Genomic DNA, 12,825 nt, shown 5'->3' with positions numbered 1-12,825 from the left:
GGCCGTTTCCGGTCTCTTGCGTCGTGCCGGCGCGTCACTCTGTCGATACTTAGATTCAGCGGCCATGACCTATACCAGCTCTACCGTTCGCGTACCCGATGTCGCGGCTGTCCCGCGTCATATCGCGATCATCATGGACGGCAACGGCCGTTGGGCGACGCAGCGGCGCCTGCCGCGCGTGGCCGGCCACACGCGCGGCGTTGACGCCGTGCGGGCAACGGTCGAAAGCTGTGCGCGCCAGGGCGTCGAATTCGTGACGCTGTTCGCTTTCAGTTCCGAAAACTGGCGTCGTCCGACTGACGAAGTCTCGTTCCTCATGCGCCTGTTCGTGACGGCGCTGGAGCGGGAAGTCGGCAAGCTGCACGCGAACGGCATCCGTTTGCGCGTGGTCGGCGACACCTCCATGTTCGACGAGCGCATCCGTGCGCTGATCCAGCGCGCCGAAACCAAGACGGCGCGCAATACGCGCCTGACACTGACCATCGCGGCAAATTACGGCGGCCGCTGGGACGTCATGCAGGCGGCGAAAAAGCTGGCGGAGCAGTCGGTTCTGGAAGGCCGCGTTGTTCCGGTCGACGAAGCGGCGTTCGAGCAGCACCTGGCCATGGCCTATGCGCCGGAGCCGGACCTGTTCATCCGGACGGGCGGGGAGCAGCGCATCAGCAATTTCCTGCTGTGGCAGATGGCGTACACAGAACTCTATTTCACCGATACCTACTGGCCCGATTTCGACGCCGAAGCACTGGCTCGCGCGATCGAATCGTATGCTGAGCGCGAACGGCGGTTCGGGCGGACCAGTGCGCAACTCGAACCGCAATCGCAGAAGGCCGACACCCTTTCATGCTAAAGACCCGTGTCATCACGGCAATCGTCCTGCTGGCAGTGCTTCTGCCAATCACGTTGTTCGCGCCGGTGGGCGTTTTCGCGGCATTGATCGCGGTTGTGGTCATCTTCGCCGCCTGGGAGTGGGGGCGGCTGCTCAAGCTGACCGGAGGGTCGCCGGTGGTGTACGCGGTGATTGCCGGCATGGCGCTGATCGCCAGTACGCGACTCGGGCTGGGTTACAAACCGCTGTATCAGATGGCGGCCATATTCTGGGTGCTGGCCGGCCCGTTCGCACTTGCGCGCAAGCCCGCTCTTGCCGACGGCGCGTGGCGCGTCTTCCTGCTGTTCGCCGGCATTGTGACGTTCGTGGCCTGCTGGCACGCGCTGGTTGCAGCCCGTACGGTCGGGGTGGCGTTCGTGCTATCGCTTCTCCTAGTCGTATGGCTGGCCGACATTGGCGCATACTTCGCCGGAAAAGCGTTCGGCCGGCATAAACTTGCACCGTCCATCAGCCCCGGCAAAACCCGCGAAGGCGCGTTGGGTGGCTGGCTGGCGGTGATGATCGTAGGTTCGGCGGGCGCGGCCACGCTGGTTTTTGCGCCGACACTTTTTTCGGCGCTGGTGGCGCATCTCGGCTGGGCCGGGGCGCTCCTCTCGTTGACGGTGCTGACCGTATTCAGCGTAATTGGCGACCTGTTCGAGTCTCTGCTGAAACGCCAGGCGGGCGTCAAGGATTCGAGCGGATTGCTGCCCGGGCACGGTGGCGTCCTTGACCGGATCGACGCATTGTTGCCTGTATTGCCGATCGCACTCCTGTTGCTCGGTCCTGTTGCCCAGTCAATCGGCTAATCGGCTAAAGAAGGATTTATGCAAAAACGTCTGACTCTGCTCGGCTCCACGGGCTCGATCGGCGAAAGCACGCTCGACGTCGTGGCGCGGCACCCGGACCGTTTCAAGGTCTACGCGCTGAGCGCGCATCGTAACGGCGACAAGCTCGTCGATCAATGTGTGCGGTTCCAGCCGGAAGTGGCGGTGGTCGGTGACGCCGATACCGCCGCGAAGGTCGCCGCCGCACTGCGCGCCCAAGGCTGCAAGACCGAGGTGAGCTACGGCCCGCAAGCGCTTGTGGACGCCTCGGCGAGCGCCGGCTGCGACACGGTGGTGGCTGCTATTGTCGGCGCTGCGGGGCTCGCGCCCACGCTGGCTGCCGCCCGTGCGGGCAAGCGCATCCTGCTGGCCAACAAGGAAGCGCTGGTCATGTCGGGCAAGATTTTCATCGACGCGGTGCACGACAATGGCGCGGTGCTCCTCCCGGTCGATAGCGAGCACAACGCGGTGTTCCAGTGCATGCCGCGTGAAATAGCGCTGCACGGCGGGGTATCGAAGATTATTTTGACGGCATCCGGCGGCCCGTTCCGCACCCGCGAGCCGTCAACGCTGCGCCACGTCACGCCCGACGAAGCCTGCAAGCATCCGAACTGGGCGATGGGCCGCAAGATTTCCGTCGATTCCGCCACGATGATGAACAAGGGTCTCGAAGTGATCGAGGCGCATTGGCTTTTCAACGTGCCGGGATCGCGCATCGAAGTGCTGATCCATCCACAAAGCGTGATTCATTCGCTTGTTTCTTACGCGGACGGTTCGGTACTCGCACAACTCGGCAACCCCGACATGCGCACGCCGATCGCCTATGCGCTGGCGTTTCCGGAACGTGTGGATTCAGGTGTCGCTCAACTTGATCTCGCACAAATTGCGTCGCTCACCTTCGAGAAGCCTGACCTGAAACGTTTCCCTTGCCTCGCGCTCGCGCTGAAGGCGCTGGAAGCCGGCGGCACCGCGAGCGCGGCGCTCAACGCGGCCAACGAGGTCGCGGTGGAGGCGTTCCTTGCTCGCCGTATCGGCTTCATGGCGATCGGGGAAGTGGTCGAGCGCGTGCTGGATGCGTTGCCGAACGGCAGTGCCTCCACGCTCGATGAAGTGCTCGCCGCCGATGCCGAAGCGCGTCGCCTGGCAGGCGAGTTCGCCGCTTTGCTGACAGCCGACGCGCCGCACGCCGAACGCGTCCTGCACTGAGGTCGCCATGAACTTCCTGATTGAAATCGTTGCGTTTGTGGTGGCTATCGGCGTGCTGGTCGTCGTCCACGAATTCGGCCATTACAGCGTCGCGCGACTGTGCGGCGTGAAGGTCCTGCGATTTTCGGTCGGATTCGGCAAGCCGCTCGTGAAGTGGGTCAGCAAGAGCACCGGCACCGAGTGGACGATCTCCGCGCTGCCGCTGGGCGGCTACGTGAAGATGCTCGACGAACGGGAAGCGGAAGCGAGCATTCCCGAAGCCGATTTGCCGCGCGCATTCAATCGTCAACCGGTGTTCAAGCGGATCGCGATTGTTGCAGCGGGTCCGGTGGCGAACTTCATTCTCGCCATTTTGTTGTTCGCCGGCGTGTTTGCCGGGGGTGTGTCTGAGCCGGCGGCGATTCTTGCGACGCCCGCGCCTAACACCGTCGCCGCCAAGGCGGGCTTCGAGGGCGGCGAGACGATCGTTTCAATGCGCGATGTGCAGGGCAGCAGCGACGCGAGTGGCGAGACGCACAAGGTGCGCTCGTGGTCCGATCTGCGCTGGAAACTGCTCGATGCTTCGTTCGATCACCGCCCTGTGGTGCTGACGGCCAAGACGAACGAGGGCACGTTCGATTTCCCGGTGAGCGTGGGCAAGATCGACGATCAGGACGTCGACCAGGATTTCATGGATAAACTCGGCTTCGAGCCGGGTGGCGGCACGCTGGCGGTGGCCGGCGTGGAAGCGGGCAGCGCGGCGGCGAAAGCGGGCTTGCAGGCGGGTGACGTGTTGCGCGCTATCGACGGTAAAAAGATCGATAACGCGATGGGTTTTATCGACTATGTGCAGCATCGTCCGGGTACGCCGGTTTCGCTGACAATCGAGCGCAACGGTGCGCAGCGCGCCGTGCAGATCGTGCCGGAGCTCAAGCAGGACGCTGCCACGCATCGCGATGTCGGCCGGATCGGCGCGTCGCTCGCGACCCGGATTCCGGCGGTGGACGTGCGTTACGGGCCGGTCGAAAGCCTGCAGTTGGGCGTCAGGCGGACCTGGGACATCAGCATTTATTCGCTGCGCATGTTCGGGCGGATGATCACGGGCGAAGCGTCGCTGAAAAATCTTTCTGGGCCGGTGACGATCGCTGATTACGCCGGCAAGAGCGCGCGGCTTGGATTGTCGGCGTTTCTGTCGTTCCTCGCGCTCGTGAGTATCAGCCTCGGCGTATTGAACTTGTTACCGATTCCGGTTCTTGACGGTGGGCATCTGTTATATTATTTGGTTGAAGCCGCAACCGGCAAAGCCGTGTCAGATCGCTGGCAGTTGGTTTTGCAGCGGGCGGGTCTTGTTTGCATCGTCGCCTTGTCGATGATCGCGCTCTTTAATGACCTTGCCCGCCTGATCCGCTTTTGATCTGGCTTGGCCGTAACCTTGATCCTTTTTCATCTTGTCTGGCGGCGCTTGAACGAACGCCGTCCGGCTCGATGCAGCTATACACACTGGGGAAGCACGTTGTTCAAACCTCATCGCTTTGTTCCTAAGTCGGCTGTGGCCGCAGCATTGGCCGCAACCGGAATGGCGGCGCACGCGACAACGCCGTTTGTCGTGCAGGACATCCGGATTGACGGCCTGCAGCGCATTGAACCCGGTTCGGTATTCGCCTATTTGCCTATCAAGCAGGGCGACACGTTCACCGACGACAAAGCCTCCGAGGCAATTCGCGCGCTTTATGCAACGGGCTTCTTCAATGACGTCCAGATCGCCACACAGGGCAACGTGGTGGTGGTGCAGGTGCAGGAACGTCCGGCCATTTCGCAAATCGATTTCTCCGGGATCCACGAGTTCGAAAAGGACAACCTGGCGAAGGCGTTGCGCGCGGTAGGCTTGTCGCAAGGGCGCTCGTACGACAAGGCGCTCGTCGACAAGGCAGAACAGGAACTCAAGCGTCAGTATCTGACGCGCGGGTTCTATGCTGCCGAAGTCACGACTACCGTGACGCCGGTCGACCGCAACCGCGTGCAGATCCTGTTCTCGGTGGCGGAAGGTCCGAGCGCGAAGATCCGCCAGATCAACTTCATCGGCAACAAGGCGGTCAGCACGAGCACGCTGCGCGACGAGATGCAGTTGTCCACGCCGAACTGGTTCTCGTGGTACACGAAGAACGACCTGTACGCGAAGGACAAGCTCTCGGGCGACCTTGAAAACGTGCGCTCGTACTACCTGAATCGCGGTTATCTCGAGTTCAACATCGACTCGACGCAGGTGTCCATCTCGCCCGACAAGAAGGACATGTACCTGACGATCGCGCTGCACGAAGGCGAGCCGTACAAGATCAGCGCGATCAAGCTTTCGGGCAATCTGCTTGACCGCGAGGCGGAGCTGACCAAGCTCATCAAGATCAAACCGGGTGACCGTTTCTCGGCCGAGAAGCTGCAGGCGACCACGAAGTCCATCGTCGACAAGCTCGGCGAATATGGCTACGCGTTCGCGCAGGTCAACGCACAGCCGCAGATCAATCAAGCCGATCACTCCGTCGACCTGACGCTGAATGTGGATCCGAGTCGCCGCGTGTATGTGCGGCGCGTGAACATCGCCGGCAATACGCGTACACGTGACGAAGTCGTGCGCCGGGAAATGCGTCAGCTCGAAAGCTCATGGTTCGATTCGAGCCGGCTGGCGCTGTCGAAGGATCGCGTGAATCGTCTCGGGTACTTTACCGATGTCGATGTGACCACGGTTCCGGTCGAAGGGACGAACGACCAGGTGGACGTGGACGTGAAAGTCACGGAAAAGCCGACCGGCGCGATTACGCTCGGTGCGGGTTTTTCATCGACGGACAAGGTGGTGCTGTCAGCGGGCGTGTCGCAGGACAACGTGTTCGGTTCGGGTACCAGCCTTTCGGTCAATGTCAACACGGCCAAGACGTACCGGACGTTGACGGTGACGCAAGTCGATCCGTATTTCACCATCGACGGCATCAAGCGTATTACCGACCTGTACTACCGCACGTATCAGCCGCTGTATTACTCGACCGATTCGAGCTTCAAGATCGTTACCATCGGTGGTGACCTGAAGTTCGGCATTCCGTTCTCGGAGCAGGACACGGTGTACTTCGGCGCGGGCCTCGAGCAGAACACGCTCGACGTCGATGCCAACACGCCGCAGAGCTACAAGGACTACGTCAACGAGTTCGGCCGCGTAGTGAACAACGTGCCGGTGACGGTTGGCTGGTCGCGTGACAATCGTGACAGTGCATTGGTCCCGAGCCGCGGGTATTACACGCAGACGAACTTCGAATACGGTACGCCGGCGGGTAACACCACCTACATCAAGGCAGACGCCCAGGTTCAGTATTACTACTCGTTCGCGCGCGGCTTCGTGCTCGGCCTGAACTTGCAGGGCGGCTACGGTAAGGGCCTGGACGGCCAGACGTACCCGATTTTCAAGAACTACTATGCTGGCGGTATCGGCTCGGTTCGCGGTTATGAACCGAGCTCACTGGGTCCGCGTGACACGACCACGGGAGACCCGATCGGCGGTTCGCGCATGGCGGTGGGTAACATCGAGCTGACCTTCCCGTTGCCGGGTACGGGTTATGACCGCACGCTGCGCGTCTTCACCTTCCTCGACGGCGGTAACGTCTGGGGCGATCCGGGTCAGGGCGGCACCAGCACGGGTGCGAACGGCCTGCGGTATGGTTACGGTTTCGGTCTGGCCTGGATTTCGCCAATTGGTCCGCTCAAGTTGAGCTTGGGTTTCCCTGTGACGAAGCATGCCGGCGACCAGTATCAGAAGTTCCAGTTCCAGATCGGTACGGCGTTCTAAACCACGATCGGGATGTGTCGGTGGCCCGGTTTTCCGTTCTTGTCGCGGAACCGGGACGCCTGACGCAGAGGCTTGGCTTAGTGATCTGACTTAGTGATCTGATTCAGTGACCTGATTGGGTGGCATCATCAGTCAGTGGTGTAAATAAGTAACGTGAGGAAGACTTTGCGAACCGGTAAGCTTTCGAAACATGTAGCGTTGGCGCTTGTTATGTCGGTGACGCTCGGCCTGATGGGTGCCGCCAAGGCAGAGGCGCAGGAGACCCGGATTGCAGCCGTCAACTCCGATCGCATCTTGCGTGAGTCCGCAGCGGCCAAGGCGGCGCAGACGAAGCTCGAACAAGAGTTTTCGAAGCGGGACAAGGCGTTGCAGGACATGGCGGCGCGGCTGAAGACCATGTCGGACGCAATGGACAAGAACGGCGCCGCCATGGCGCCTGCCGACCGTGCCTCCAAGCAACGCGATTTGTCGCAGCTCGACCAGGACTTCCAGCGCAAACAGCGCGAATTTCGCGAAGACCTGAACCAGCGCCGCAACGAAGAGCTTGCTGCCGTGCTGGACAGGGCCAACAAGGTCATCAAGCAGATTGCCGAGGCGCAGCACTACGACCTGATCGTGCAGGAAGCGGTGTACGTCAGTCCGCGCATCGATATCACCGATCAGGTGCTGAAGGCGCTGGCCGCGAATCAGGCGAGCCTGTCGGCCAATCCAGCTAGTAGTTCGAACTGATCGGGAGCGGTACCGGATGGCATCAGACAGCGCGATCACGCTTGGCGAACTGACACAACGGTTCGGTGGAGACATAGCAGGCGATGCAGCGCATCGCGTGAACGGCCTCGCGCCGCTCGACCAGGCCGGCCCCACGCAACTCGCCTTTCTCGCGAACCTGAAGTATTTGTCTCAAGTGGAAAGCACGCAGGCCGGCGCGGTGTTGATTTCGCCGGCGGACCTGGAGAAAGTGACGTCGCGGCAAGGGCGTAACTTTATTGTCACGGCGAATCCCTACGCTTATTTTGCGCGTGTCGCGCAGGTTTTCATCGACCTCGCGACGCCGCCGGTCGAACCCGGCGTGCATCCCACGGCGTTTATCCATCCTAGGGCGAAGGTGGCCGCCAGTGCCGTGATCGGGCCGCACGTGAGCGTGGAAGCGGGCGCCGAGATTGGCGAGCGCGTGAAGCTGGATGCGGGCGTGACTATCGGCCGGGGCGTGAAGCTGGCTGACGACGTCCATCTTTATCCCCACGTGACCGTCTATCATGACTGTAAGCTCGGCGCGCGCGTGATCGTGCATGCGGGTGCGGTGATCGGTGCTGACGGTTTTGGTTTTGCGCCGGATTTTGCCGGCGACGGCGACGCGCGCACCGGCAGCTGGGTCAAGATCCCGCAAGTCGGCGCCGTGGTCGTGGCGCAGGACGTGGAGATTGGCGCGAACACCACGATCGACCGGGGTGCAATGGCCGACACGGTGATCGAGGAAGGCGTAAAGATCGATAATCTGGTCCAGATCGGGCATAACTGCCGGATCGGCGCCTATACGGTGATTGCAGGCTGTGCGGGCATTGCGGGCAGCACGAATATCGGGCGGCATTGCATGATCGGCGGCGCGGTGGGCATTGCGGGCCACGTAACGCTGGCGGATTACGTGATTGTCACGGCACAGTCCGGCGTGTCGAAGTCGCTGCTGAAGCCGGGCATGTACACCAGCGCATTCCCCGCCGTGAATCACGCGGACTGGAACAAAAGCGCGGCCATTGTGCGTAATCTGGACAAGTTGCGGGAACGCATCAAGACGCTCGAAGCGGCGGTAGCCGCAGGCATTAACCCGGATACCACCGCGAATAACACCCCGGACAGCACTTCAGGCAAGCATTAAGACGGTAAAACCCGCGGTAAAACCCGCGGTAAAAACCGGCATCCCACGCGAAGCCGCTTGGCAGGCTTGTTAGCTTATAAGTTTCCTGACGAGCGGTTTCGCAGTCAACACCCGCGCTGTGAAGCGCGCGAGCAGAACGACTATGAGCACCGAAAAAATCAATCTAGACATCCACAAGATTCTCACGTTGCTGCCGCATCGGTATCCGATCCTGCTTGTCGACCGTGTACTCGAACTCACGCCGCATCAGAGCATCAAAGCGCTGAAGAACGTGACGGTCAACGAGCCGTATTTTCAGGGTCACTTCCCGACACGGCCGGTGATGCCCGGCGTGCTGATTCTCGAAGCGCTTGCGCAGGCGGCCGCGCTGCTGACGTTCGCCGAGGAAAAGGAACCGCACGATCCGGAAACGACCCTGTATTACTTCGTGGGCATCGACAAGGCGCGTTTCAAGCGCGTGGTCGAACCCGGCGACCAGCTGATCCTGAACGTGAACTTCGAGCGCTATATGCGCGGCATCTGGAAATTCAGCGCACGTGCCGAAGTGGACGGTGCGGTGGCAGCCGAAGCCGAGTTGATGTGTACCGTGAAGAACACGGCCGCCGACACGAAGACGCCAGGCACGCCTTAACCGGCGCGGCTGATCAGGGCAGAGCAGAGCAAACTCAGCAACAGAACACCAAGCGAGGGCGCATGAGCAAGATTCACCCTACCGCGATCATCGAGCCGGGCGCGCAGCTCGACGAATCCGTCGAAGTCGGTCCGTACGCGATCGTCGGCCAGCACGTGCAGATTGGCGCGCGCACGACTATCGGCTCGCACAGCGTAATCGAAGGCCATACGGTCCTCGGCAGCGACAACCGCATCGGCCACTACGCATCCGTCGGCGGCCGGCCGCAGGACATGAAGTACAAGGACGAGCCCACCCGGCTCGTGATCGGCGACCGCAACACCATCCGCGAATTCACCACCATTCATACCGGTACGGTGCAGGATACGGGCGTGACCACCATCGGTGACGACAACTGGATCATGGCGTACGTGCACGTGGGCCATGACTGCCAGCTCGGCAGCAACATCGTCATGTCGAGCAACGCGCAACTGGCAGGGCACGTGATCATTGGCGACCACGCCATTGTCGGCGGTATGTCGGGCGTGCATCAGTTCGTGCGCATTGGCGCGCATTCCATGCTGGGCGGCGCTTCGGCGCTCGTGCAGGACATTCCGCCATTCGTGATTGCCGCCGGTAACAAGGCTGAACCGCACGGTATCAACGTGGAAGGGCTACGCCGGCGCGGCTTTTCGGCTGAGGCTATTTCGGCGCTGCGTTCGGCGTATCGCGTGGTGTACAAGAGCGGCGCGACGCTTGAAGAAGCGAAGGTGCAATTGCGCGAACTCGCGTCCGCAGGCGGCGATGGTGATGCGCCCGTGACGGCGCTGGCCGATTTTATCGACGCGTCGCAGCGCGGCATCATCCGTTGACCGAGCGCCCAATGACGCTGGCCCCCGCCCCCCTGCGCGTTGCGATGGTGGCGGGTGAGCCGTCGGGCGATCTGCTCGCGGCTTCCCTGCTGGGCGGCCTGAATGAGCGCTTGCCGGCCGGTACGCAGTTCAATGGTATTGGCGGCCCACGCATGACGGCCGTTGGTTTCGACGCGCACTGGCCGATGGACAAGCTCACGGTGCGCGGTTATGTCGAAGCGCTGAAGCATATTCCCGAGATCCTGGGCATTCGCAACGAGCTTAAGCGGCAACTGCTGGCGGAGCCGCCGTCGGTGTTTATCGGCGTGGATGCGCCCGATTTCAATTTTGGTCTCGAGCACGCGTTGCGCGACGCCGGTATTCCGACGGTGCATTTCGTGTGTCCGTCGATCTGGGCGTGGCGTGGCGGGCGGATCAAGAAGATCGTCAAAGCCGTCGATCACATGCTGTGCGTGTTCCCGTTCGAACCGGCGCTGATGGAGAAGGCGGGTATTGCGTCCACGTACGTGGGCCATCCGCTCGCCGATGAAATCCCGCTCGTGCCTGACGTTGAAGGCGCGCGGCGCGCATTGGGCTTGCCGGAAGGCGGACCGATTATCGCCGTGCTGCCGGGTAGCCGGCGTTCGGAGATCGCGCTGATCGGCCCGACCTTTTTCGACGCGATGGAATTGATGCAGCGTCGCGAACCCGGTGTGCGTTTCGTGATGCCGGCGGCGACTGCCGCGTTGCGCGAATTGTTGCAGCCGCTGGTGGCCGCCCATCCGAATCTGGCCCTGACTATTACTGAAGGCAAGGCCCAGGTCGCGATGACCGCCGCCGACGCCATCCTGGTCAAGAGCGGCACGGTGACGCTGGAAGCGGCGTTGCTTAAGAAGCCGATGGTCATCTCGTACAAAGTGCCCTGGCTGACGGGTCAGATCATGCAGCGGCAGGGTTATTTGCCGTATGTCGGTTTGCCGAACATTCTGGCCGGGCGGTTTGTCGTGCCGGAGATTCTCCAGCATTTCGCCACGCCGGAAGCGCTCGCCGACGCCACGCTCAAACAGTTGAACGACGAAGCGAACCGCGCGACACTGACGGAAATCTTCACGGAAATGCACCACGCGCTGCGTCAGAACACCGCACAACGTGCGGCCGAGGCCGTGGCGCAGGTTCTGGAAACGAGGAGGCCGCGGTAATGGTGAAGATCGTTGCGAAGGGCGTGGTACGGCGCGCGGGGCAGCCTGCGTTCGACTTCGATGTCGATACGCCGTCCGACGTCATTTGCGGCGTGGACGAAGCTGGGCGTGGCCCGCTGGCGGGTCCTGTGGTTGCGGCTGCGGTGATCTTCGATCCATCGAAACCCAGAATTCGCGGACTTGACGACTCGAAGGTGTTGAGCGCCAGGAAGCGCGAGGAGTTGTACGAGAAAATTATCGACCGTGCGCTGGCTTATTGCGTGGCTTCGGCGACGGTTGAGGAAATCGACACAATCAACATTCTCCACGCCACCATGCTCGCGATGAAACGCGCGGTGGAAGGGCTGTCGGTTACGCCGACGGTGGCGAAGATTGATGGTAATCGGTGTCCTCAATTGTCGATGCGTTCGGTGGCTATTATTGGTGGCGATGCGTTGATCGCGCAGATTTCGGCTGCGTCGATTCTGGCTAAAGTCACGCGCGACCGCATGCTATTGCAATTGCACGAAGTCCACCCCGTTTATGGTTTCGATGCCCACGCTGGTTACGGTACGCCACAGCACCTTAGGGCGTTGCTTGAACATGGGCCTTGCGAGCATCATCGGCGTTCGTTTGCGCCCGTGCGCGAGGCGCATGCGCGATTGAGCACGGCGCTGCCGGTTGTCGCAGCCGGGGTGCTGGAAGCGGCTGCCGCGGAGCAGGGCATCGACGCTCCTCCGTTCTGAATTCTCCCCAAGTGAAAGCCATTACCTCGCGGGATAACCCGCTTTACAAGCGCCTGAAGGCGCTCGCCGGATCGACCGCGCAGCAGCGCCGCAGTGGTCACGCGTTGCTCGAAGGGCTGCATCTCGCCAGTGCTTATCTTGATGTGGGTGGGCAGCCTGAGACGTGCGTTGTCACCGAGGGTGCGCTTCAGCACGATGAAGCGCGGCAGATTGTCGGGCGGATCGATCCTGCGCATGTTTATACGTTGCCCGATGCTTTGTTCGGACAGCTATCGAGTGTCGTGCATGGTGTGGGGATGGTGTTGCTGGTCGAGAAGGTTGCGCCATTGTTGCCCGAGCGCATTACCGGGACGTGTCTGGTTCTCGATGGCATCCAGGACGCCGGCAATGTTGGATCTATTTTGCGGAGTGCCGCGGCGGCTGGGATTCAGCATGTGTTTTGCATGCCCGGGACGGTGTTTGCGTGGTCATCGAAGGTGCTGCGGGCTGGCATGGGCGCGCATTTCCTGCTCGGCATTTACGAGGATGTTGAACCGGCGGAATTGTTGTCGCGGTTTTCTCCCGAGGTGCGGGTGACTATCACTGATTCGCACGGTGCGAAGGCGATCTACGATGTGGATTTGTCGGGGCCTGTGGCTTGGGTCATGGGCAATGAGGGTGCGGGTGTTTCGCCATTTTGGCGCGACCACGCGACGCTTCGGGTGACCATTCCCCAGCCGGGTGGCATGGAGTCGCTGAATGTAGCGGCGGCCGCTGCGGTTTGCCTTTTTGAGCAATGTCGGCAGGGATTTCGCTCGCGCTAGGGGGGCGGTGGTCGGGGTTTGTGCTGGGGTGGTCGGTTCTGGGGTTAGCGGTCCGGGTCAA

Annotated in this window: 12 protein-coding genes; all 12 read left to right on the top strand. The window is 61.7% G+C overall.

The window, feature by feature from the left end; all coding sequences use genetic code 11:
• Positions 1 to 64 precede the first annotated feature (64 nt).
• The 12 genes from uppS (at position 65) to HB376_RS08570 (ending at position 12,764) form a co-directional block, all read left to right on the top strand.
• Positions 65 to 847 (top strand): polyprenyl diphosphate synthase, encoded by a 783-nt coding sequence (gene uppS / locus HB376_RS08625; protein WP_213763101.1) that lies wholly within the window; start codon positions 65 to 67, stop codon positions 845 to 847.
• On the top strand, positions 841 to 1,674 hold the full coding sequence (locus HB376_RS08620; protein ID WP_213763099.1) for a phosphatidate cytidylyltransferase: 834 nt from the start codon (positions 841 to 843) through the stop codon (positions 1,672 to 1,674). The genes uppS and HB376_RS08620 overlap by 7 nt, the downstream gene beginning before the upstream one ends.
• An 18-nt stretch (positions 1,675 to 1,692) precedes the next feature.
• Complete coding sequence (locus HB376_RS08615) at positions 1,693 to 2,898, top strand: 1-deoxy-D-xylulose-5-phosphate reductoisomerase (RefSeq protein WP_213763098.1); 1,206 nt, start codon at positions 1,693 to 1,695, stop codon at positions 2,896 to 2,898.
• A gap of 7 nt (positions 2,899 to 2,905) precedes the next feature.
• Positions 2,906 to 4,291, top strand: coding sequence for an RIP metalloprotease RseP (rseP, locus tag HB376_RS08610; protein ID WP_213763095.1), 1,386 nt, complete (start codon positions 2,906 to 2,908; stop codon positions 4,289 to 4,291).
• Positions 4,292 to 4,390: 99 nt separating this feature from the next.
• A complete protein-coding gene (gene bamA / locus HB376_RS08605) occupies positions 4,391 to 6,703 on the top strand; it encodes an outer membrane protein assembly factor BamA (protein WP_213763094.1) in 2,313 nt (770 codons plus the stop codon).
• 210 nt (positions 6,704 to 6,913) lie between these two features.
• On the top strand, positions 6,914 to 7,432 hold the full coding sequence (locus HB376_RS08600; RefSeq protein ID WP_213763093.1) for an OmpH family outer membrane protein: 519 nt from the start codon (positions 6,914 to 6,916) through the stop codon (positions 7,430 to 7,432).
• Positions 7,433 to 7,448: 16 nt separating this feature from the next.
• A complete protein-coding gene (gene lpxD, locus HB376_RS08595) occupies positions 7,449 to 8,576 on the top strand; it encodes a UDP-3-O-(3-hydroxymyristoyl)glucosamine N-acyltransferase (protein ID WP_213763091.1) in 1,128 nt (375 codons plus the stop codon).
• A 142-nt stretch (positions 8,577 to 8,718) separates the two neighbouring features.
• Positions 8,719 to 9,207: a 3-hydroxyacyl-ACP dehydratase FabZ gene (fabZ, locus tag HB376_RS08590; protein WP_213763089.1), complete on the top strand. Its 489-nt coding sequence runs from the start codon at positions 8,719 to 8,721 to the stop codon at positions 9,205 to 9,207.
• A gap of 62 nt (positions 9,208 to 9,269) precedes the next feature.
• Positions 9,270 to 10,058: an acyl-ACP--UDP-N-acetylglucosamine O-acyltransferase gene (gene lpxA / locus HB376_RS08585; RefSeq protein ID WP_213763087.1), complete on the top strand. Its 789-nt coding sequence runs from the start codon at positions 9,270 to 9,272 to the stop codon at positions 10,056 to 10,058.
• An 11-nt stretch (positions 10,059 to 10,069) separates the two neighbouring features.
• Entirely contained in the window at positions 10,070 to 11,236 is a 1,167-nt protein-coding gene (gene lpxB / locus HB376_RS08580; protein WP_213763086.1) for a lipid-A-disaccharide synthase, read from the top strand.
• Positions 11,236 to 11,961 (top strand): ribonuclease HII, encoded by a 726-nt coding sequence (rnhB, locus tag HB376_RS08575; protein ID WP_213763084.1) that lies wholly within the window; start codon positions 11,236 to 11,238, stop codon positions 11,959 to 11,961. The genes lpxB and rnhB overlap by 1 nt, the downstream gene beginning before the upstream one ends.
• A gap of 11 nt (positions 11,962 to 11,972) precedes the next feature.
• Positions 11,973 to 12,764 carry an RNA methyltransferase gene (locus HB376_RS08570; RefSeq protein WP_213763082.1) on the top strand — a complete coding sequence of 264 codons (792 nt, stop codon included), beginning with the start codon at positions 11,973 to 11,975 and terminating at the stop codon, positions 12,762 to 12,764.
• Positions 12,765 to 12,825: the final 61 nt, after the last annotated feature.

Source organism: Caballeronia sp. dw_19, from assembly GCF_018449515.1.
In the GTDB taxonomy this organism is placed as follows: domain Bacteria; phylum Pseudomonadota; class Gammaproteobacteria; order Burkholderiales; family Burkholderiaceae; genus Caballeronia.
This window is presented reverse-complemented; position numbering and strand designations above follow the sequence as displayed.

What these genes read in the sequence shown, in the direction of transcription:
- uppS (WP_213763101.1), top strand. Translation starts at nt 65, where the DNA reads ATGACCTATACCAGCTCTACCGTTCGCGTACCCGATGTCGCGGCTGTC.
- HB376_RS08620 (WP_213763099.1), top strand. Translation starts at nt 841, where the DNA reads ATGCTAAAGACCCGTGTCATCACGGCAATCGTCCTGCTGGCAGTGCTT.
- HB376_RS08615 (WP_213763098.1), top strand. Translation starts at nt 1,693, where the DNA reads ATGCAAAAACGTCTGACTCTGCTCGGCTCCACGGGCTCGATCGGCGAA.
- rseP (WP_213763095.1), top strand. Translation starts at nt 2,906, where the DNA reads ATGAACTTCCTGATTGAAATCGTTGCGTTTGTGGTGGCTATCGGCGTG.
- HB376_RS08600 (WP_213763093.1), top strand. Translation starts at nt 6,914, where the DNA reads ATGTCGGTGACGCTCGGCCTGATGGGTGCCGCCAAGGCAGAGGCGCAG.
- lpxD (WP_213763091.1), top strand. Translation starts at nt 7,449, where the DNA reads ATGGCATCAGACAGCGCGATCACGCTTGGCGAACTGACACAACGGTTC.
- fabZ (WP_213763089.1), top strand. Translation starts at nt 8,719, where the DNA reads ATGAGCACCGAAAAAATCAATCTAGACATCCACAAGATTCTCACGTTG.
- lpxA (WP_213763087.1), top strand. Translation starts at nt 9,270, where the DNA reads ATGAGCAAGATTCACCCTACCGCGATCATCGAGCCGGGCGCGCAGCTC.
- lpxB (WP_213763086.1), top strand. Translation starts at nt 10,070, where the DNA reads ATGACGCTGGCCCCCGCCCCCCTGCGCGTTGCGATGGTGGCGGGTGAG.
- rnhB (WP_213763084.1), top strand. Translation starts at nt 11,236, where the DNA reads ATGGTGAAGATCGTTGCGAAGGGCGTGGTACGGCGCGCGGGGCAGCCT.